Below are 20,748 nucleotides of genomic sequence, written 5' to 3'. Positions count from 1 at the left end.
CCTTTAAATGTGATGGCTAAAGCCACCCGAAATATCTAAAGCGGCACCGGAGGTAAACGAAGCCATCGGTGAAGCTAAAAAAACTAAGGCACGGGCTGGTTCTTCTGGTTTCCCCAAACGTTGCATCGGGATCCCTCGCTTGTTAGCGATATCGCCAATCCATTGCTGCCAATCCAAGCTTTTATCACTCCGGTTTTCGAAACGACGCCGCCATTGGTCTGATTCGACCATACCGAGCAAAATTGAGTTAACGCGTATCCCTTTGGGTAGCAATGTTTTCGATAAATTTAATGTCATGTTCAACAGAGCAGCGCGTGCGGCAGATGTGGCGACCATATGGGGCTCGGGTTGTAACGCTAATAACGAATTAACACAGGTAATTGACGCAATATTGGATTGTTCTAAGAAAGGTAAAAAAGCATTTACTGGGTTAATGACACCAAATAATTTTAATTGTGCTTCATGTAACCAAGCGGCTTCAGGAGTGTCAGCATAGCTTGCAACATAGCCTTGACCCGCATTGTTAATCAGAAGATCAACTTGCCCATAGTGTTGATAAACATGTTGAGCGAAGTTTTCTGTTTGTTCCTTATCGAGGACATCACAGCGCTGTGCGATAAATTCCCCTTGAGGGTAGAGAGACCGTAATGTATTGAGAGCGTGTTGTAGTTTTTCAGTATCTCGACCACAAAAAGCAACTTTACAACCTTCGTCGAGTAACAGTTTGACTGTTGCAAAACCAATACCAGAGCTCCCTCCAGTCACGACAGCAATACGGTTATTTAACTGTAAATTCATAAGGATTCCTTTATTCGACTGGGTTGTATACCGTCTCTAAAAATTGTTTCAAATGGTGATTAAACTGTGTGGGGGTATCAAGGTAACTGGCATGTCCCGCTTGTTTAATCAACCAAAAAGGGCACTCTTGTTGTATCGCGAGCTGCTGTACTTGTTGTGGTGGCGTAATGGTGTCATCAGCGCCTGCCAGTATTTCGATTGGCCCGTTATAACCCTTTAAATACAAACTAATATCGTCATGGGCTAACATCCATGCTGCCGCAAGAAAGCCTTGGGGATTAAGTTTTTCCATATTTTGTTTCACCCAATCGATTTTTTCTGGGGTTGCATTGGGTGATAGTAGGGCGGCGGCTCGGTTTTCAGCATAGGCTTGTAACCCTGAATTAGTTACAATCATCTGCCGTTGTTGATACACGGAAGCTTGCTGTTCAGGGCTTTTAGAGGCATAGCCTTGAGCTGGATTAGCTAAAAATAATCCTTTTACTCGCTGAGAATATTGTGCGGCAAAAGCGCTAGCCATCAAGGCTCCGAGTGAATGCCCGACTAAAACGACCTGTTGTATTTTTAGGCTATCTAAAAAAGCTTTTAATGCTGTAGCATAGTCAACAGCAGTTGGTTTCGCTGTGTTGAGCATTGAGCTGCCCGAATAGCCGGGAGCATCCCAGCTATACAGTCGATAGTGGTCGGTCAGTGATGAAGAAGCCAGTTGGCTTACCCATGAGGCCGAGCCAGAGCTGATCCCGTGCAATAAAACGACGGCATGCCCATGACCTGAACAGCGCCAATTAAGGCGGTATTGGCCAAAATCAGCCAGTTGTTGTGCAGGAAGTTTTTCGATTGGCAAATTCATCACTGATAACTCCGGTTAGTTACGTTTCACTTTAGATAACGGGTGGTCTTCTGGGTAAGTCGGGATTGCAGGCTTTTGTGTGCCAATCATCACGCACATTAATGCCTCTTCCTCTCCATGATTAAATAGACCACGGTAAATCCCCGCTGGAACAGAAATTAGGTCACGTTCTTTGAGAACCGTTTCATACTCTTCGTCACCATCACGAACAAATAGCGTAATAGTGCCCTTCAGCATGAAAAACACTTCTTCAACATCAGGATGTAAATGTAAGGGGCCTTCACATTTGGCAGGTAATACCATGGTGGAGAAAGTGAAGTTCTCTGCGGGGACGGTATTCACGTCATTAGCAACACCTGTTGCACCAGTACCGATGTAGCGCATTTGGGCACGACGATATTTAGGGTCGTAATCAGCTTGGAATTTCAAGGCGTTCCAGTCATATTTACGGCCTTCAAGGCGAGCAATTCGTGATTCTATCCATTGTGCCATTGGGATATCTTGGGGTTTGATTTGAGGTTGTGACATAGCGTTATCTCCTACACAGAGTGATTAGTATTTTTTCAGTAGAGGCAGAAGTAGTAGGCTGCCGACTAAACCAATAATTACGATAAATAACAGCCCGCTATCCATAGTGTGAGTGGCGGTGATCAGCACCCCCATCAGCAGAGGTGCCGCCGCGCCAGCGAGGTTTCCTAGGCCATTGAATATGCCACCGGCCAATGCACTGACTTGTTTTTGTGTGACTTTAGCGAGTAGAGCGAAGATATTGGGAGCACCTGCTCCCCACATAAACATGCTAAATGCCATCATGAGGATGATGCTGTAGGTATCAGTGAGGAATAGCACTCCAGCTAAGCCCAATACCGCACCTAAGAGAGATACAAAACACACTAAAGCTCTACGGTCATAGCGGTCAGACAACCATGCGCCTATTCCTTCGCCAAACAACATGGCGATAAAGGGGAGAGAGGATAAGACCCCTGCATGCTCTAAGTGGATTGATTTCCCTTTAATTAAATAGCTTGGTAACCAGCCATTCATCCCCCAAAGATAAACAAGAAAAGCGATGTTAAACAGGCAGATAATCCAAAAATGGCTGTTTTGGAATAAGCGTTTTTTATGGGCTTGTATGGTCGCGAGCTGTTCGGCTGATCGTTTTTCACCCGCTGAGTTTTTGGTTTGAGCCTGACGATTTACTAAGTTAGGGTGACGGATACCAATCACGACTAGCCACCAAACGGGTACGGTAAAGGCCGCCATTACAAAGAAGGTACTTTGCCAGCCAAAATTATTCAGAAGATATAGGGCGATAGGGAAGCCTAGAGCCGCTCCAATTGGAGTTCCAAGTAACCACATCATGGTGGCGCGAGCCTGCATCTTAGGTGGAAATGTGCGGCGTACAATGGCGTAAGCAATGGCTAGCAGGGGGCCTTCAGCAATACCGAGCAAGATCCTCAGAAAAACCATCGTGCCGTAATGATGGGTAAACCCCATGAAAATCATTAAGAAGCACCAACTGCTAATCATAAACAGTAGCATTTTGGTTGGGTGGAATCGGTCGCCAATTCCACTAAGTAACATTGAGGAAACGCCATAAGCAAATAAAAATGCGCTCATCAGCAGACCTAAACGTGTTGGATCAAAGTCAATGCCAAGTGCCTGCTGAAACTTTTCATCTGAAAACAGAGCTGCAATACTGATTTTGTCGAAGAAAGCGAGCAATACACAGGAAAATAAGCCAATTGGGATTAACCAATTAATTTTTTCAGGGATGTCTTGGGCTTGTTGGTCATGTTCCTTGGCTTGTAAGGTAATGCTTTGATTAGCCATGTTATTTCTCCTTGCTGTACACTATTTCAGTGACATCAGTGAAAATGTTGGATCAGCAAGTTCAGAAGGATCCAGTTTGCGGTGACTTTGCATCCAACGCTTACCTAGCTTGATAGCGCGTGCATCATTGAAAGCAATCATTTGCACCAATTCATTAGTGTCATTCAGGGAAAAATGGACCTCTGAGTTTGGTGTATAGCGCTGGATGTGTTGTTGCGCTTGCGAAGTTGGTATGCCCAATATTTGAATATTATCTTGGTATTGATCCGACCATAGCCAAGCTGGCTCATCAAACCCTTCTGATTGCGGGTTTAACATGGCTTTTGCCGTCGTGATGGCTTGGTTTTGTGCGTAAGCCCAAGATTGCAGACATAAAGAAAGTGTTGGATGACAAGCCACGTCGCCAGCGGCGTAAATATCAGGGTGTGAGGTTTGCCCTTGGTCATTGATAACAATACCATGGGTGATATCAAGCCCAGCTTGTTTGGCGAGTTCAAGGTTTAATTCAACCCCAATCCCCATTACGGCTAGGTCGAATGTTTGCCATGGTTGCTTCTGGCAAGTGATTTGTAAGCGAGTCACTGACTCCCCAAGCTTAATGTCACCACAATCCGTAATGATATGTACGCCAGCTCGGGTATGGCGCTGTGCCAATGCTTCAGAGACATTTTGTGGAACGCTGCGTTCGCATAGGCGGCTTTGACGCTCAAAAATTGTGACATCTATTCCCATTTGACGTGCAGAGGCAGCGACCTCCAAGCCAATCCACCCGCCGCCAATGATGGCAATTTTCTTTGCCTCAAGGAGTGCTGAGCGTAGTTGTTGTGCATCGTTCCATGAGCGTAATGCGAAAACTTGTGGGTGTTTTTGCCAATCATTGGAGAGGTAACGGGGGCGTCCACCTGTGGCGAGTAACAGTTTTTCAAATGTTACAATACGGCCATCATTGAGGTGAACACATTTTGTTTTTGTATCAATCTTAGTGGCTCGCACTGGGCGAAACCATTGCAAATGTAAGGCTTGGGTGGCTTCTTCACTAAATAACCGAGACAGCGCAAAGCTTTCTAGTGTGAGTGCGGCTTTTGATAGCGGTGGGCGTTCATAAAAGTCATGATCTTCATCGCTGATAACAGAGATTTGGCCTTGGTAACCTTCATCTCGTAAGGTTTTTGCCGCCCAGCCACCTGCTTGCCCACCGCCAATAATGACAATACCACCTTGGATTAAGGAATTCATAGGGTTACTCCTTTACCGGTTTGACTTGACGACGGGTTTCATAATCTAGACCGCCTTCCACCGCCCACTCGGTGAATGAAACCAGTGAATGTTCCAGTTCGCGAGGCTGCCATTTATCCGTCAAGAAATCGTCATTGGTGTAATATTCAAAGGCGCCACCGGTCGGGCTGTTAACGTACCAAAAATAAGCCGATGAAATCGGGTGGCGGCCAGGACCAATAAAGGTGCTCCATTGCTGCCGGTTCATTGCTAAGCCCCCGCCAATGACTTCATGGATATCACGTACGGTAAAGGCAACATGATTAAGGCCGCTGCCACGGTGTGGTAATTTGAGTAGGAATAAATTGTGATGACAACCATTAACTTGAGCACGTAAAAAGACAGCACGGTCGATATAACGGTCAGAGACTTGAAAACCCAGCTTTTGGCAATAAAAGGCTTCTGTGGACGGTAAGTCGTCGACAAAAAATACCACATGGCCCACATTAATTGGCGTTGCTTTTTCGTAAACAGGGCTAGGTTGATCAATACGGCGAATATCCCCCCATTGGTTGATTGGTGAGATTTCTATTTCGACGCTCTGTTGCTGAGTGACGGTAAAAGCCACTGTCATACCATTCGGGTCACGGCATTCGGCGCCATCTCCAGTAAGTTTGAAACCATCACAACCCTGAATGTTTTCGATGATTTTATTGAGTTCAGTGGCATTTTCCGTCCCCCAAGTTATTCGACGCAGGGTTGAGCCTGTTTCAAAAGCAGGTGGAAGTGTAGGGTCTTGATGGTCAAAAAGTTGTATTTTTGCCCCAGAGAGCGTCGAAAATAATGACGGGTTGACCGCAGTAACCTGTAGGCCAAAATCATGTAAAAATTTTTGGCAGTTAGGGATGTCTTCGACACCAAATTCTAATTTTTCTATTCCAATCACTGACATAGCAAAGTCCTCTGTAGATTGGTGTTATTGCCAAAGGCACCTTTTGGGCAAAAGGAGTCTGAGGCTTATGGCAATAAACCTAAAAATGTAGGGTAGATAATTGCTTAACGCTAAACGGCTTTTGCTTGGTTCATACCACCAATAAATTCAGTCAATCTTTGCGCGGCATAACTCACTTCATTTTGTAATCGCTGGCGTTCCTGTGCCGGAATACTGTTCATCGGTACCATGATGCTAATCACCGCCTCTACGCCATTAGCTTGGTTGTAGACGGGGTAAACAATGGATGAAATCCCCCGACGATAAAATGATTCGCCGATCACGTAGCCACGCAATTTGTCGGCTTGGATCATTTGCCAGAATTCGTGTTTACTGCCTGCATTGTCGGGTAACTCATCGTGAGGGTAGAGTGCATCAAATTCCGCACGGTTCAGCCCACTAAGTAGCATGCGCCCAAGTGAGGTACGATGCGCGGATAAACGTGTTCCGACACTGACGTGGTTAATTTTTGATTCGGCACCACTGACCCGAGCGATATAAATAATATCTGTGCCATCGCGGATAACTAAATGGCTGTTACATTGGCTACGGTCTCTCAATTGTTCGATAATGGGTTGACCTAATTGAGTTAAATCTAACGATGCAATATAACCAAGACCAAGGCTTAATACTTTTCGCCCCAGAGAAAAGGCCCCTGTGCGTGGGTGTTGGACGAGAAAATCCAAATGCACCAATGTTTGGATAGCCCGATATGCCGTAGCCTTTGGCATATCGACTAAGCGCAAGATTTCAGCAAAAGTTAACTCACGATGTTGCTGAGCGAGGAGAAGAAGAAGTTGTAACCCTTTTTCCAAACCCGGTATTAAATATTTGCATGTTGAACTCATTGCCTTAACCCCTTAGCCAACTTGGTTAGTTAATTAAAAACAAAGCCACCATTAACGGGAATTAATTGCCCTGTGACAAAATTAGCCATTGGTGAAAGTAGATACAACGCGGTGCCTGTTACGTCTTCAGGGATTTGTTCACCTTGTAGTGCTCGGCCATTTTCATAAAGCTGGTGGCGCTCAGTAGGGACATATTCTGTTGCTTCAACTTTGGTAAGCCCCGGTGCAATAGCATTCACACAAATGCGGTGAGTACCAAGTTCGCGAGCCATTGAACGAGTCATACTGATAATGGCCCCTTTACTGGCGACATAAGCCATTAGCTTTGGTGCACCCCACAGTGCAGTATCGGAGGCAATATTGACGATTTTTCCATGGCCACTGAGTTTTAAAAATGGCAAAGCCGCTTTTGTGACTAGCCATGTTCCTCTGACATTGACGGTCATGACGTTATCCCACAGTGCTATGTCATACTCATCCAGTAACTTGCCGCCTACACCTGTTGCAAGAGCTGCGTTATTGATCAAACCATCAATAACCCCTTGCTGACCGATGATATCGAATGCATGCGCTATTGAATCAGGGGAAGCAAGGTCAAGCTGAACACCTTGTGCATCAAAGCCTTGGTTACGGAGTGTTTCAACGCTTTCTTGTAATCGTTGTTCTAGGATGTCACATAAGACAACATGAGCCCCTTGCTGCGCTGCGGCTTGGGCAAAACTAAAGCCAAGCCCTCTGGCTGCCCCAGTGATCACAATCCGTTTGCCCACTAATAAGTCACGCATTTTCAGCTACCTTGCTGTTTATTAGGTCAAATTGTTTTTTCGCTTCACGCTGCATTATCCGGCGTAGGCGCGATAGCCCCACATCATGTTGGTAGAGGAATTCTTTATTACGTGCGTTAGGCGCAAGGTTTTCTAAAATAACGCGGTCTTGTTCTAAGACATCCCAGTGCAACCCTTCTAGACGATTGCGGTACATAAAGCGCCATAAATCACGTTGCCAATCTTTGACTTTGCGGATGCGCCAGAAGAAGACCCGAGTATGATCACGGTCTTCAGGAACGACCATACCGATAATCCAAAAATGCCCACCCGGCCCAAAACGTTTTTGATAAGGAATGGATAAGCGCATCCAATTTGCGCCTGTGCTCGCAAATTCGACCCAATCGAAGTTGACGCCAATTTGGTCATTCTTACGGAAAATGAAACCATTTTTTGTCGCTTCAAGGATCATCTCTGACTGTTTGTCTCCTTCAGCCATTGAATGTGATGATGAATGGAGGTAGGTTCCGTGCATGGGGTCCATTACGTTTTCTAACGCGTACTGGTAATTGCATTTCCATGAGGCAGTACATAGGAAATGACTGTGATTTTCGTCATCCGCTAATTCTTCAGGGAACTCAAGAGCGGGTGGGGTTTCACCTTCAATGACAGCAAAGTAGAGAAAAATAGCCCCATGAATTTCTTGAACTGGGTAGGTCTTTAAGCATTTTTGCCCTTCAAGCGGACATTGGCTGACCGCTGGAACATCTTTAACGACACCGTCGCCACCGACTTCGACGCCGTGGTACCAGCAAGCAATGCGTTCACCTAGGTTCCACCCCATTGATAATCGAGCGCCACGATGTGGGCATCTATCTTCAAGTGCGTGAAGTTGGCCTTTATCATCTCGCCATAAAACGATTTGTTCTTCGAGCCGAGTGATGCCAATAGGGTTACTGCTTACTTCCCAACTGGATAATACGGGATACCATTGTCCACGTAACCCAACATCTAAATATTCTTGAGAGTTTTGAAGTTGTGTATTGGTTGTCATGATTTGCTTCCGTTTATCAAAGGCGTTTTAATTATATTTTCTGAGTAATGCCAAGGTGTTAATAACCATTGACGAGAAGAAATTCTCGGAAACTGCTGGAAGACCAAAGGTGACCTTGTCGGTCATATATTTGCAGCTGGTTTAATGCGCTAACTAATTCATCAAGGGTTTCAGTGCCTGCTGCAAATAGAGTCTCAAGTGCCGAAATTAGAGTGGTCTCATATTCATCAGGTATACGTGAACGGGTTTGCCAAACAATATTGGGGGCACTTCCCGGTGCTTGAATACTGCCTTTCCCCCCTTCACGGGCAGGAATGATTTGGTTATTTGCAGGTAAATAAGGATTAAAATTCTGAATGGGTTCCATTTCTACTCCTCAATTAAACTGATTTCGATTTGGTTTTCGTGAACTCGCGTTTGGTAGGTTTTTAAGTCACGACCTCCTGGTTCACGTAAACATTTTCCGGTTTTGATATCGAAAATGGCTTCATGTAGTGGGCATTCAACTTTTCCATCTTCTACAAAACCTTGACTTAAAAGGGCATAAGCATGCGGGCAAACATCTTCCAAGGCGTAATATTGGTCCTCAACCAAGAAGATCCCAATCTCGGCATTATCAACTTTGGCGGAAAAAGGAAATTCTTCTTGAACTTGTGATACATCACATACCGCAATCCAGCTCATTATTTTCTCCTTTTAAATGTGGGTAACATTTTGTTTCATATATAAAACATTGTTTATTATTTAAAACCAGATTAATTGTATGGACGATTATTAGTCAATCAAATGTTGGTTTTATGTAAAATAATCGTTTCAAAATGTGGGGTGTGTCTAGGTTATGATGATGTTTTGTTTCATATAAGAAACTCAAGCTGACATACGCAGAGTAAAGTGCAGACTAAGCTGGTCGTGTTAGAAAAGGTGAGAGAGTGGGGGTGAGAGAAGAGGGGGAATAAAATTAAAATGGCGCCTTATTTAGACGCCACTAAAAAAGCGTTTCACGTATAGTTAAAACTGATTGAAGAAATAACTTAATGTCGTTTAAGTACAAAACCACTTATATACAAAGTGGTTCTATACTTACTATTGTCAAAAATGAAGCGTTAACTTGCTACTGGGGTTTGATGGTTGTTATTTAATGGTGCATGGGTCGTAAAGAGTTGTAATATAACGCCTAATAATGCGCATGCAGCCATCGCAAAGAAGGTATAAATATAGCCTAAAGAACTATTCCAACCCCCGCCTAAATTGATTAACCAGCCCATTAATAACGGTGATAACGCACCGCCAATAAACATTGATGTGGTAATAATACCATTTGCTGTGGATATGGACTGGTCATTTGCATTATCTGATGCCATGGCATAGTAAATAGGCCAAACAGCGTTAGCGACTAAGCCAAAAAACAGTTGTATTGCGATGATTTTTGGCATTGAGGTTGCGAAGTAAAATAAAGCAATCCCGATACTCATCCATAAACCACAGATGATCAATGTTCTTTTTCTGCCTAAGATATCCGATAACCATGGCCAAACAATTTGCCCAACCACGCCCGTCAATGTAAAAATAATACTCAAACCCGCAGAAGCCGCTAAAGATAACCCCGAAACATGATATAGATAAGAAGGTAATACCATGCTTATCCCCATATAGACGATTTGAGTTAATAGGGTATTCCCGGCGGTTAAGGCAATATTTCTATTTTTTAGTGTTTTCAGGAAAATTTTTAACCCTTCACCTTTTTGAACTTGAGTACTGCTATTCTCAGCAGGTTTTGTCATCCCTGACTTTTCAATATGTTGATATAATATTGAAATCCTTGCAGCGGTAGAATATTTTGCCCAAAAAATCATAATAGGCAGTGCGACGATTAATGGAATAAAGAAACTATAGCGCCAATTTGCTTCGCCAAATTCAGAAATAATAAAGCTTGCGACAACGCCACTTAATAAAGCCCCAATAGGATAGCCCGTATGATGTACACCGAGAGCAAACCCTCTTTTTTCTTTAGGCCACCATTCAGCAGTATTACTGACGCCAACAGGTTCACCCCAGCCTGCACCTAAATTAACCCCAAAACGCAATAGAATAAAATAGGTTAAGTTATGGCTAATTGCTTTAAAACCTGAAACAAATGAAATTGCGGTATAACCTAAAACTAAAGGAACTTGAAAACGAGCTCGTTTCCAACCGGAGCCATATCGGTCACTTAATACAGAACCTGGTATGTCAAGAATAGCGAGAGCTATCATGATAATAGCAACAATATTACCCCACTCTTCAGGGCTTAAATTAAACTCTTGAGAAATAACCGGACCTAACCTTAAAATCATTTCTCTATCATAAGCATTCAATAACCAAATAAGCCAACATATGAATAATGAAACCCATGAATAGCGATGTATATTCTTAAAGGATATTTTATTATTTGAAACATTATTTTTAATCATAATTATAGCTCTTTTATAAGTATAATAATTTGAGGTTAATTGATATTAAATTTTGATTAGCAAATTGTTTATCTACCCACCAAATCTTTTTTCAGCTATGCCCTTTACACCAAGATTATGTATTGAGAATACGCTTCCTCTTAATTGACCATCTTCAGGGAAGCGAGGTAATGGTGGCCTTGCCATTGAAGTAACATATAAAATATCTAAATTTTCGCCGCCAAAAGCGACGCTGGTGACCTTTTTAACTGGCATTTCGATAATTCTGTCAATATCGCCGTCGGGGTTATATCTCACGATTTTCCCTGCATAAACGAGTGCATTCCAAAGGTAGCCTTCACTGTCAACAGTTGCTCCATCTGCAGCGCCTCCTGTTGATGTATCGACTTTGCAGAATGTCTGGCGATTATTAATATTACCTGTCGATACGTCATAATCATATTTCCATATTTCCCCTGTCCATGTATCAGCAAAATAAAAAATATCACCGTTTGGTGACCAACAAGGTGCATTAGAAACAATAATGTTTTGTTCTATTTTATGGAGTGAGTGGTCTGTATTTAATCGATATAACGCCCCTGATGGGTTATCTTCTTGCATGTCCATAGAGCCGACAACAAAGCGTCCTTGTCTATCGACTTTTCCATCATTAAACCTATTGTTAGGTTTGTCACTTTCAGGTGCGTGCAGAAGATGAGTTTCACCTGTTATAAAGTCAAGAATATATATTCCTTTTTCTAGGGCGACTATAGCCGAATGACCGTCTTTGCATAAAGCCATTGAGCCTATTTTTTGCCTAACATCCCAACATTTAATTTCAGTTCCTTTTTCTGTACATGAAAATACTCGTCCATCTAAGCTATCAATCCAATATAAACGTTGTTGTTCTACATCCCATATAGGGCCTTCCCCTAAATTGTTTTTTAAATCCAATAATATATTTATTTTCATTTTTCAAATCCTACTAATAACATTATTTAAACTAGGGTTATTTAATGGGTTTCGGGAGTGTGATTACTTACACGATTGGGTTAATTAGTTATAGAGAATCTTAATAGTAGGGGAATAACGCTGGAATAATGTGAAGATGGCAATGTTTATTATATATTCAATTGTTAAATCATTTGTTCATTTGCACAATGAAATAAAATTTAATATTGAGGTGGGTTCTTATATTTTTTTATTCTAATAGTTATCTAAAATAAAATCAATTGACTTAAATTAAATGTATAGTTAGGCATATTAACTAATACTTCTTAATAAAGGTAATAGATTAATCGAGATTAAATTAACTTTTTAACAGAAAGTGGATTAACTTTATAAATTTAACTTTAGTTATTTTTTGTGTCAATAAACCTTACATTTTGTAATGGATTATTGATCGCGCACAAGGCTCCATTCTGACCTGTCTATAGAATAACCATTGAAATTACATAACTTAGCTAAATACAAAAAAATTTTAATAAAGCTATTTAAACTTTAAGAAGCAATGTTAAGTGAGGCAGATATGGATAAAGCATTATCTGATAGGTTGCTCCAATCGGAAATCAGCCGTAGGAAATTAATGCAAACAGGTACTGCAGGTGGGCTAGCGCTTGCCAGTGGTGCATTAAGTTTACCCTTTTGCAGTGCCGCGAATACGAATGAAACTGCATCACAAACAATGACACCCAAGGAAAAAATTGTTTGGAGCGCATGTACGGTTAACTGTGGTAGCCGTTGCCCGTTACGGATGCATGTGGTCGACGGTGAAATTAAGTATGTCGAAACCGACAACACAGGCGATGATGTTTACGGGGACAAACATCAAGTAAAAGCGTGTTTACGTGGCCGCTCTATGCGACGCCGTGTGTATAACCCTGACCGCTTGAAATACCCAATGTTGCGTGTTGGTGCGCGAGGTGAGGGGAAGTTTAAGCAAATTAGTTGGGAAGAGGCCTACGATTTAATCAGTGACAATCTAAAACGTATCATTGCCGATTACGGTAATGAAGCGGTCTATTTGAACTATGGTACGGGGACTCTAGGGGGGACGGTTGCTCGTTCGTGGCCGCCGGCCAACTCACCTATTGCACGCCTAATGAATTGTACAGGTGGTTATTTAAACCACTATGGTACATACAGTACGGCACAAATTAGCTGTGCGATGCCTTATACCTATGGCAGTGGGGCGGGAAACAGTGTTTCTGATATCGAAAACTCTAAGTTAGTGGTGCTATTTGGTAATAACCCAGCTGAAACGCGAATGAGCGGTGGTGGTATTACTTATCAATTAGAGCAAGCGCGTGAGCGTTCGAATGCACGCATGATTGTTATTGACCCTCGCTATACTGATACGGCAGCAGGGCGCGAAGATGAATGGATACCGATCCGACCTGGTACTGATGCTGCATTGGTCGCGGGGCTTGCTCATGTGTTAATCACAGAAGACATGGTTGACCAACCTTTCTTAGATAAATACTGCGTTGGGTATGATGAGAAAACCCTCCCTGCGGATGCGCCGAAAAATGGCCACTATAAAGCGTATATTTTAGGTCAAGGGGATGATGGTGTAGAAAAAACACCACAATGGGCTGCGCAAATCACCGGTATTCCGGCAGATAAAATCATTAAACTCGCGCGTGAAATCGGTTCAGCAAAACCAGCTTATATTAGCCAAGGTTGGGGGCCTCAGCGCCATTCAAATGGTGAGCAGACAGCGAGAGCTATTGCGATGTTGCCGATTTTGACTGGCAATGTGGGAATTAGCGGGGGGAATACAGGGGCCCGCGAAGGGAATTACGATATTCCATTTGAACGCATGCCAACCCTTGAAAACCCAGTTAAAACCAGTATCTCTGTATTCTTATGGACAGATGCTATTGAACGCGGCCCTGAAATGACCGCAACTCGCGATGGTGTTCGGGGTAAAGACAAACTAGATGTGCCAATTAAATTTATTTGGAACTACGCGAGTAACAGTTTAATCAATCAACACTCAGATATTAATAAAACACATGAAATTCTTCAGGATGATAAAAAGTGTGAAATGATTGTTGTGATTGATAATCATATGACGGCTTCGGCAAAATATGCAGACTTAGTCCTGCCAGACTGTACGGCCTCGGAACAAATGGATTTTTGTTTAGATGGTGCTGCCAGTAATATGGGCTATGTCATTTTTGCCAGTCAGGCAATTGAACCTCGCTTTGAAAGTAAAACTGTGTACGAAATGTGTACGCAAATTGCACGTCGTATGGGGGTGGAAGAGAAATTTACCGAAGGGCGAACACAAGAAGAGTGGTTACGCCATTTATATGAAATTTCAAGAGAAAAACTGCCAGAACTCCCTGATTTTGAGACCTTCCAGCGACAAGGGATCTACAAAAAAATGAATCCGCAGGGACATGTGGTGGCACACCAAGCCTTCCGACAAGACCCTATTGCTAACCCACTAAATACGCCATCGGGCAAAATTGAGATCTATTCATCACGCTTAGCGGATATCGCGAAGACATGGACATTGGATGAAGGCGACCTGATTTCTCCTCTCCCAATGTATTCTCCTGGCTTTGAAAGCCATGATGACAAACTTACGGATAAGTATCCTTTGCAACTTAGTGGTTTTCACTATAAATCACGAGTTCACTCAACTTATGGCAACGTCGATGTGCTTAAGGCAGCTTGTTTACAAGAGATGTGGATTAACCCGATTGATGCAAAACGTCGCAACATCAAAAATGGCGATATGGTGCGTATTTTTAATGATAGGGGTGAGGTTCATATCAATGCCAAAGTAACACCAAGGATTATACCGGGGGTGGTGGCGATGGGGGAAGGGGCTTGGTATGCACCAGATGAAAACAAGATAGACCACGGTGGGAGCCTTAACGTATTGACCACGCAGCGTCCGTCACCGCTGGCAAAGGGTAACCCTCAGCACAGTAATCTTGTTGAAGTGGCTAGGGTATAGGGAGGAGATAAATCATGACAACCCAATATGGTTTTTATATTGACTCAGCCCGTTGTACGGGGTGTAAAACATGCGAATTAGCCTGTAAAGATTACAAAAATTTATCTCCTGAAGTGAATTTTCGACGTATTTACGAGTACACAGGGGGAGATTGGCAAGAAGATAACGGTGTATGGCATCAAAACGTCTTTAGTTACTACCTGTCAATCTCCTGCAACCACTGTGAAGACCCTGCGTGTGTCAAGGTGTGCCCGAGTGGTGCGATGCATAAACGTGAAGACGGCTTTGTGGTCGTAGATGAAAGTGTCTGTATTGGCTGCCGTTATTGCCATATGGCTTGTCCTTATGGTGCACCGCAGTTTAATGCGGAAAAAGGTCATATGACAAAATGTGATGGCTGTTATGAGCGAGTGGCAGAAGGGAAAAAACCGATTTGTGCAGAATCTTGCCCACTGCGAGCCCTCGATTTTGGTCCTATTGACGAGTTACGTAAAACTCACGGCAATTTGGCTGAGATAGCGCCATTACCTGAAGCGCATTATACCAAGCCAAATATTGTGATTAAACCTAACGCCAATAGTCGCCCTGTCAATGATACGACGGGTCATTTAGCCAATCCACGGGAGGTCTAAGATGGGCAACGGATTACATGAATGGCCGCTGATTTTATTCACCGTTTTAGGCCAAAGTATAGCAGGTGGTGCGATTGTGACCGGACTTGCATGGCTATCGACTGATGATAAACAGCAAAAACAGCGCATTGTTAATGCCATGCTAGTGCTATGGGTGCTAATGGGGCTAGGCTTCTTAGCCTCTATGATGCATATGGGGTCACCATTACGGGCCTTTAACTCGATGAACCGTGTATTTGCATCTTCATTAAGTAATGAAGTGCTGTTTGGTTCAATCTTTTTTGCCCTCGGGGGGCTTTGGTGGCTGCTATCTGCGCTGAAGAAAATGCCTGAGGGGTTAGGCAAAATTTGGTTGATCCTTACAATGCTAATGGGGTTAGTCTTTGTCTGGGCTATGACTCGCGTCTATATGATTAGTACTGTACCTACATGGGACACGCCACATACCACTATCGGCTTCTTTATGACGGTGTTTGTGGTGGGACCTATCTTAGGGACATTGTTACTGCGAATCGCTAAATTTCCCCTTCATAGCGGTAAGTTAGCGGCAATCAGTATTATTGCCTATATTGTGACTATCGCATCGGTGTTACTACAAAGTGGTGAAATAGCGCTAATCGCTAGCTCAGTACAAAAAGCGAGTGATTTAGTCCCTGACTACGGCTTATTGCAAATGATCCGTTTAGTGGCTACAAGCCTTGGCTTGTTGTTGTGGATCTTGCCAATTTTCCGTCAAAGTCAACCTTCTGCGGTAAGTTTGTTGATCGGCACATTATTGGTGTTGTTTGGTGAATTGATTGGACGTGGACTATTCTATGGTTTACATATGACAGTCGGTATGGCTGTTGCTTAATAGTAAACTTTTCAGCGTAGGGGGGTCCCTACGCTGACCACCGCAGAGACAATGAATATGCAAGACATGCGATTTCTTGAACAGGTAGCAATTACTGGACGCGTTCTCGGTTCTTTATTTTATTTCGCCCCAGATAGTGAAAATAATACGGATATTGTTGCTATTTTGCAGGAACCGACATGGCATGAAGAATGGCCATTTGACTTACCGTCTTTAACTACCATAAGTCAATTTTTTCAGTCCAGTATTCACGATGAAGAACCCTTGAACGAAGCCTGGCAGCGTTTATTTATCGGGCCTTATGCTTTACCAGCTCCCCCTTGGGGCTCAGTTTGGTTAGATAAAGAAAATATTATTTTCGGTGATTCAACTGTTGAGCTTCGTCAATGGATGCGTACAAAAGGCATTGAACCTGTGACGACCCAAAAAGAGCCTGAAGACCATATTGGCTTGGTCTTGATGTTAGCGGCTTGGTTAGCAGAGCAAAATAGGCGAGACGATCTTGAAGAGCTACTCGCGTGGCATCTTTTACCTTGGTCTGAACATTTTTTGGATACTTTAGCGGATACAGCAGACAGTGCTTTTTATATTGCAGTAGCGAAATTGACCAAAGAGACGCTTGCTGGCTATCAGCAACAAATCACACAGCCTGTTTTAGCAAAAACAGTGTATTACAAGGAAAACGCCGAGTAAAAAAATAGCACCATCCAGTTATAGGGTTGGTGCTATTGGTTTCTATTAATTGTTATTGTAGCTTAGGGTGTTGTTTCGCCTTGTTGTACATAAGGTGTATACACACCCGTTAAACTTTTCAAGAAGGCCACAATATCATCGACATCTTTTTGTGGGAGTTCTTTACCCACTTGATAACGCAGCATCAGTTTAACGGCTTCGTCTAAGGTTGCCACATCACCACGGTGGAAATAAGGTGCGGTTAGCTCGACATTACGCAGTGTTGGGACTTTCTGACGTAGCTTATCGCGTTCATCGGAAGTCACATTCATACGGCCAATATCTTGTGCAGTTATTTCACCGAATTCATAATCTTTCTTCAAGCCTAGAGGTTCGAAAGAGCGACCGCCGAGAATAATTCCCCCATGGCAAGTTGCACATTTATTCTCTTTAAATAGTTGGTAGCCATGTAATTGTTGAGCGGTCAGTGCACCGTTATCACCTCTTAACCAATTATCGAATGGAGAATCCGGGGTAATTAATGTTTTCTCAAACTCGGCAATGGCATCGGTAATGGTATCGCCTGTAAAACCTTCAGGATAGACGGCATTGAAATCGCTTTTTAAAACAGGGTCCTGATCCAATTTAACAATGATTTCATCCCAAGATTTTGAGGCCATTTCAATTGGGTTTAATGGCGGCCCACCGGCTTGAGCTTGTAAGTCAGGTGCTCGTCCATCCCAGAATTGCTCAACGTTAAATACGGAGTTAAATACCGTTGGTGCATTGATAGGTCCTACTGCACCGCCAACACCAATTGATGTTTTACGACCATCAACCCCGCCGGCATTTAACGCATGGCAATGGGCACAAGAGATAGTACTATCGCCAGATAGACGCGCATCATGGTAGAGGCGGAAACCTAAAGCGACTTTTTTGTCATCGACTTCCAGTGATTTGGGAATAGGCTGGATTGGTTCATTACGATGTTCAGCAGCCATATCTTCACTTGCGTAATGTTCTGCTCGTTGCTTGGCTATCCAATCAAGAAGTTTAGTTCGTTCTTCATCACTGACACTGCTCGCCCAATGAAGTGCGACATAGCGAGTTGGCGGCATCGTGTGGTTCTGCATAACCCACTCAATTTTGTTTAATTCACTTTGTGGAACAGGTTCTCCAGCGATAAGAGCAGCGCGTGCGGCTTCGAGGTTAAATGATTTATAGCCGAGTTGAATATCATATTCCATCAATTGTTTTGCGATGGGGAATGATGCATAGGCGGGTAAATCAGCTGATGGAGTATGGCAGTAATCGCATCCTTTTTCGTCAAAAAAACGGAGGACTTGATTATTTTCTGCAATTTTAGATGTCTGAATGTCATTATTTTGTCTACGTTGATTATCGTGATACCAAACGTAACCAGATAACCCAAAATATCCGAGTAAAAGCAAAAATATGACAGCGACCGTAATGCGAGTAAGCTTTTTCATTACACTATCCTTGGAAGATTGCGGTCAAATATATTTAAATATTTTTAATTAATATAATTCTACAGCCGGACTATGATGGATAAATAAAGCTGAAAGGTTCTTGATTTTTATCAACGATGGCCATCGGTTTAAACGATTGCTGAAATAAGATTTGCCTATCAATCAAACTAAAAAGAAAAATAATCAATTTTAATTATTGTACTTGATTGAATTATATGTGAATTAATTTGTGGCTTACATCATGATGTGAGAAAGTCTAAATATTAAAAACAAGTTACCTTTAATGATGGCTTCCCCTTTATTTTTAATTAATCTAAGTAAATGCAAGTAGAAAAATATATTTTTATGCTTTTTTGATATTGTTGTAAATTAAATGCATATTTTAATATTGAATATAATATGTAAATTTTTTCTAATTTTTAAAATAAATTCTATTTTCTCTCGTTATTGTTGTATCGGAATAATTGTAAAATATATTTATTAACCCCCACTGACATTATCTTTTTTTATCGCTTCATTATTTTGTCATAAAAAAGACATTTCATTGTCATGAGCCTGACTTAAGTTCCTTGTAACTAAGCTAGGAGATAGCATTATGTTTAGTGTCGATACCTTGCTCCACGATATTTACCCACAGCAGCTACCTTCAGTATGGAAGCGTCGTATATTGAAGCGCTTGCTTTTCGAAAAGGAATTTAATCAATTTGCGCTTAATTACCCACATTTAAAAGGTTTTGACCTGATAGAACAGGTTATGGAGTACTTTGATATTCGCAGTGAATTTGCCGAAAGAGATTTAGAAAATATCCCTACTCAGGGGCCAGTTGTTTTAGTGGCAAATCACCCGATTGGTTCTTTGGATGGCCTCGCGATATTACGAGCGGTGGCTACAGTTCGTCCCGACGTTAAAATCGTAGCTAACCAATTTCTGAGTTATATTGAGCCACTAAGTAGCTTGTTTATTCCTGTTGACAATATAAAGAGTAGAACTAGTCGCCAACAAGTTTCCAATATGCAACAACATTTGAATAACCAAGGGGCTTTGATTATTTTCCCTGCGGGGGAGGTTTCTAGGGTTAGCCGCAAAGGTATACGTGATGGACATTGGCGTAGTGGTTTTTTGCGTTTAGCAGCGAAAGCCCGGGCTGTTATTGTTCCCATTCATGTTCAAGGGCGTAATAGTTATTTATTTTATCTCACCTCGATGGTTTATCGCCCTTTATCAACGTTAATGTTAGTCAGGGAAATGTTTAAGCAACAAGGTAAACAAATAAAAATACGGATTGGTGGGCGTATACCATTTACACATTGGCATAATGGGCATATGAAGGCTCATGAATTAGCAGAACGATTTCGTCGTCATGTGTATTTACTGGGTAAGGGTAAAGCGGGGTTATTTACTAGTGAATCAGCCATTGCACTACCTGAAGACCGTTCAGAATTAAAAAAAGCGTTAGTTGCTTGCGAGCATTTGGGGATATTGCCTGATGGCAAAATGATTTATCTTTATCAACGAAATCAAGATATCAGGTCGCCTATACTTCGTGAGTTAGGCCGATTACGGGAAATTGCTTTTCGCGCTGTCGGTGAAGGGTCTGGAAAACGTCGTGATTTAGATAGCTACGATGATGACTATTGTCATCTGATCCTTTGGGATGAAGATGAGCTGGATATTGTGGGTGCCTATCGTTTTATCCCAACTGAGAAACAATTGGCTGTGAAAGGGTTAGCCGGTATTTACAGTTATAGCTTATTTCACTATGACCAAAAAATGTTACCTATTCTTGCTCAAGGGATTGAGTTAGGAAGAAGTTTTATTCAGCCTAAATATTGGGGCAAACGAGGTTTAGATTATTTATGGTTGGGAATAGGCGCCTATTTAGCCAAGTACCCACAATATCGTTATTTATTTGGTCCAGTGTCTATTTCTGGTGCGATGCCAGTAGCTGCAAGGGATTTATTAATTGCATTTTATCGGCTCTATTTTTCTGCAAAACAGACAATGGCACAATCACGCCAGCCTTATCCCGCTTCCTTACCGCAAGTGCTTGCCCAATTTGCGGGAGATAACTACCAAGAAGATTTAATTAAATTAAAGAGCTTACTCAATAATATCGGTTGTTCGATTCCGACACTTTATAAGCAATATACAGAACTGTGTGAGCCTGGGGGCGTACAGTTTATGGATTTTGGTTCAGACCCAGCTTTTAATGACTGTGTTGATGGTTTGATATTAGTCGACTTAACTAAATTAAAGCCTACACGCTATCAACGGTATGTGGGGGGACATTTAACAGGGAAAAGAGTCGCCACATCATTGTAATGAATCATAATTAAATGAATCCG

The 20,748-nt window shown here is 42.4% G+C and carries 19 protein-coding genes; 5 read left to right on the top strand and 14 right to left on the bottom strand.

Going from position 1 to position 20,748, the window contains the following annotated elements; all coding sequences use genetic code 11:
* Positions 1-3: 3 nt before the first annotated feature.
* The 13 genes from ACHB7C_RS06555 to ACHB7C_RS06495 form a co-directional block, all read right to left on the bottom strand.
* Entirely contained in the window at positions 4-798 is a 795-nt protein-coding gene (locus ACHB7C_RS06555) for an SDR family oxidoreductase (protein ID WP_395346777.1), read from the bottom strand.
* Between the two features lie 10 nt (positions 799-808).
* Positions 809-1,648 (bottom strand): alpha/beta fold hydrolase, encoded by an 840-nt coding sequence (locus ACHB7C_RS06550; RefSeq protein ID WP_129466672.1) that lies wholly within the window; start codon positions 1,646-1,648, stop codon positions 809-811.
* Positions 1,649-1,663: 15 nt separating this feature from the next.
* Positions 1,664-2,176: a cupin domain-containing protein gene (locus ACHB7C_RS06545; protein ID WP_042845626.1), complete on the bottom strand. Its 513-nt coding sequence runs from the start codon at positions 2,174-2,176 to the stop codon at positions 1,664-1,666.
* Positions 2,177-2,200: 24 nt separating this feature from the next.
* The gene (locus tag ACHB7C_RS06540; RefSeq protein WP_048605944.1) at positions 2,201-3,481 is read right to left on the bottom strand and encodes an MFS transporter; all 1,281 of its coding nucleotides are present in this window, start codon (positions 3,479-3,481) and stop codon (positions 2,201-2,203) included.
* Positions 3,482-3,502: 21 nt separating this feature from the next.
* Positions 3,503-4,717, bottom strand: a complete 1,215-nt coding sequence (locus tag ACHB7C_RS06535; protein ID WP_131680056.1) for an NAD(P)/FAD-dependent oxidoreductase — start codon at positions 4,715-4,717, stop codon at positions 3,503-3,505.
* Between the two features lie 4 nt (positions 4,718-4,721).
* A complete protein-coding gene (locus ACHB7C_RS06530) occupies positions 4,722-5,648 on the bottom strand; it encodes a VOC family protein (RefSeq protein ID WP_048605946.1) in 927 nt (308 codons plus the stop codon).
* 110 nt (positions 5,649-5,758) lie between these two features.
* Positions 5,759-6,535 (bottom strand): IclR family transcriptional regulator, encoded by a 777-nt coding sequence (locus ACHB7C_RS06525; protein ID WP_042845622.1) that lies wholly within the window; start codon positions 6,533-6,535, stop codon positions 5,759-5,761.
* A gap of 29 nt (positions 6,536-6,564) precedes the next feature.
* Positions 6,565-7,320 carry an SDR family oxidoreductase gene (locus tag ACHB7C_RS06520; protein WP_198860957.1) on the bottom strand — a complete coding sequence of 252 codons (756 nt, stop codon included), beginning with the start codon at positions 7,318-7,320 and terminating at the stop codon, positions 6,565-6,567.
* On the bottom strand, positions 7,313-8,353 hold the full coding sequence (locus tag ACHB7C_RS06515; RefSeq protein ID WP_129466520.1) for an aromatic ring-hydroxylating dioxygenase subunit alpha: 1,041 nt from the start codon (positions 8,351-8,353) through the stop codon (positions 7,313-7,315). Before ACHB7C_RS06515 ends, ACHB7C_RS06520 begins: the two co-directional genes overlap by 8 nt.
* A gap of 58 nt (positions 8,354-8,411) precedes the next feature.
* Positions 8,412-8,720 carry a recombinase-like helix-turn-helix domain-containing protein gene (locus tag ACHB7C_RS06510; protein ID WP_042845619.1) on the bottom strand — a complete coding sequence of 103 codons (309 nt, stop codon included), beginning with the start codon at positions 8,718-8,720 and terminating at the stop codon, positions 8,412-8,414.
* Positions 8,721-8,722: 2 nt separating this feature from the next.
* Positions 8,723-9,037, bottom strand: a complete 315-nt coding sequence (locus tag ACHB7C_RS06505) for a non-heme iron oxygenase ferredoxin subunit (protein ID WP_042845618.1) — start codon at positions 9,035-9,037, stop codon at positions 8,723-8,725.
* A 419-nt stretch (positions 9,038-9,456) separates the two neighbouring features.
* Complete coding sequence (locus ACHB7C_RS06500) at positions 9,457-10,803, bottom strand: MFS transporter (RefSeq protein WP_048605950.1); 1,347 nt, start codon at positions 10,801-10,803, stop codon at positions 9,457-9,459.
* Positions 10,804-10,875: 72 nt separating this feature from the next.
* A complete protein-coding gene (locus ACHB7C_RS06495; protein WP_048605952.1) occupies positions 10,876-11,754 on the bottom strand; it encodes an SMP-30/gluconolactonase/LRE family protein in 879 nt (292 codons plus the stop codon).
* Between the two features lie 556 nt (positions 11,755-12,310).
* Here ACHB7C_RS06495 and ACHB7C_RS06490 point away from each other — a divergent pair.
* From ACHB7C_RS06490 to dmsD, 4 genes are read left to right on the top strand one after another with little or no spacing between them, the layout of a single operon-like run.
* The gene (locus tag ACHB7C_RS06490; protein WP_042845937.1) at positions 12,311-14,755 is read left to right on the top strand and encodes a DMSO/selenate family reductase complex A subunit; all 2,445 of its coding nucleotides are present in this window, start codon (positions 12,311-12,313) and stop codon (positions 14,753-14,755) included.
* 14 nt (positions 14,756-14,769) lie between these two features.
* Positions 14,770-15,387 carry a DMSO/selenate family reductase complex B subunit gene (locus ACHB7C_RS06485; RefSeq protein ID WP_042845616.1) on the top strand — a complete coding sequence of 206 codons (618 nt, stop codon included), beginning with the start codon at positions 14,770-14,772 and terminating at the stop codon, positions 15,385-15,387.
* Between the two features lies 1 nt (position 15,388).
* Complete coding sequence (locus ACHB7C_RS06480; protein ID WP_042845615.1) at positions 15,389-16,240, top strand: DmsC/YnfH family molybdoenzyme membrane anchor subunit; 852 nt, start codon at positions 15,389-15,391, stop codon at positions 16,238-16,240.
* Positions 16,241-16,297: 57 nt separating this feature from the next.
* On the top strand, positions 16,298-16,933 hold the full coding sequence (gene dmsD / locus ACHB7C_RS06475; RefSeq protein ID WP_272678257.1) for a Tat proofreading chaperone DmsD: 636 nt from the start codon (positions 16,298-16,300) through the stop codon (positions 16,931-16,933).
* A 62-nt stretch (positions 16,934-16,995) separates the two neighbouring features.
* On the opposite strand, the gene ACHB7C_RS06470 is transcribed toward dmsD, so the two are convergent.
* On the bottom strand, positions 16,996-18,402 hold the full coding sequence (locus tag ACHB7C_RS06470; RefSeq protein ID WP_042845614.1) for a cytochrome-c peroxidase: 1,407 nt from the start codon (positions 18,400-18,402) through the stop codon (positions 16,996-16,998).
* Between the two features lie 595 nt (positions 18,403-18,997).
* Between ACHB7C_RS06470 and ACHB7C_RS06465 the strand changes: the two genes are divergently transcribed.
* Positions 18,998-20,725 carry a lysophospholipid acyltransferase family protein gene (locus ACHB7C_RS06465; protein WP_166685002.1) on the top strand — a complete coding sequence of 576 codons (1,728 nt, stop codon included), beginning with the start codon at positions 18,998-19,000 and terminating at the stop codon, positions 20,723-20,725.
* Positions 20,726-20,748: the final 23 nt, after the last annotated feature.

The organism is Providencia sp. 2024EL-00732 (genome assembly GCF_044006275.1).
Taxonomy (GTDB): Bacteria; Pseudomonadota; Gammaproteobacteria; order Enterobacterales; family Enterobacteriaceae; genus Providencia; species Providencia huashanensis.
Note: the sequence above shows the minus strand (reverse complement) of the source record. Positions and strands in the feature narration are given on the sequence as shown.

Coding starts and splice junctions, on each gene's coding strand:
- ACHB7C_RS06465 (WP_166685002.1), top strand. CDS start 18,998: ATGTTTAGTGTCGATACCTTGCTCCACGATATTTACCCACAGCAGCTA.
- ACHB7C_RS06480 (WP_042845615.1), top strand. CDS start 15,389: ATGGGCAACGGATTACATGAATGGCCGCTGATTTTATTCACCGTTTTA.
- ACHB7C_RS06555 (WP_395346777.1), bottom strand. CDS start 798: ATGAATTTACAGTTAAATAACCGTATTGCTGTCGTGACTGGAGGGAGC.
- ACHB7C_RS06525 (WP_042845622.1), bottom strand. CDS start 6,535: ATGAGTTCAACATGCAAATATTTAATACCGGGTTTGGAAAAAGGGTTA.
- ACHB7C_RS06500 (WP_048605950.1), bottom strand. CDS start 10,803: ATGATTAAAAATAATGTTTCAAATAATAAAATATCCTTTAAGAATATA.
- ACHB7C_RS06470 (WP_042845614.1), bottom strand. CDS start 18,402: ATGAAAAAGCTTACTCGCATTACGGTCGCTGTCATATTTTTGCTTTTA.
- ACHB7C_RS06515 (WP_129466520.1), bottom strand. CDS start 8,353: ATGACAACCAATACACAACTTCAAAACTCTCAAGAATATTTAGATGTT.
- ACHB7C_RS06545 (WP_042845626.1), bottom strand. CDS start 2,176: ATGTCACAACCTCAAATCAAACCCCAAGATATCCCAATGGCACAATGG.
- ACHB7C_RS06530 (WP_048605946.1), bottom strand. CDS start 5,648: ATGTCAGTGATTGGAATAGAAAAATTAGAATTTGGTGTCGAAGACATC.
- dmsD (WP_272678257.1), top strand. CDS start 16,298: ATGCAAGACATGCGATTTCTTGAACAGGTAGCAATTACTGGACGCGTT.
- ACHB7C_RS06510 (WP_042845619.1), bottom strand. CDS start 8,720: ATGGAACCCATTCAGAATTTTAATCCTTATTTACCTGCAAATAACCAA.
- ACHB7C_RS06520 (WP_198860957.1), bottom strand. CDS start 7,320: ATGCGTGACTTATTAGTGGGCAAACGGATTGTGATCACTGGGGCAGCC.
- ACHB7C_RS06485 (WP_042845616.1), top strand. CDS start 14,770: ATGACAACCCAATATGGTTTTTATATTGACTCAGCCCGTTGTACGGGG.
- ACHB7C_RS06505 (WP_042845618.1), bottom strand. CDS start 9,037: ATGAGCTGGATTGCGGTATGTGATGTATCACAAGTTCAAGAAGAATTT.
- ACHB7C_RS06540 (WP_048605944.1), bottom strand. CDS start 3,481: ATGGCTAATCAAAGCATTACCTTACAAGCCAAGGAACATGACCAACAA.
- ACHB7C_RS06535 (WP_131680056.1), bottom strand. CDS start 4,717: ATGAATTCCTTAATCCAAGGTGGTATTGTCATTATTGGCGGTGGGCAA.
- ACHB7C_RS06490 (WP_042845937.1), top strand. CDS start 12,311: ATGGATAAAGCATTATCTGATAGGTTGCTCCAATCGGAAATCAGCCGT.
- ACHB7C_RS06495 (WP_048605952.1), bottom strand. CDS start 11,754: ATGAAAATAAATATATTATTGGATTTAAAAAACAATTTAGGGGAAGGC.
- ACHB7C_RS06550 (WP_129466672.1), bottom strand. CDS start 1,648: ATGAATTTGCCAATCGAAAAACTTCCTGCACAACAACTGGCTGATTTT.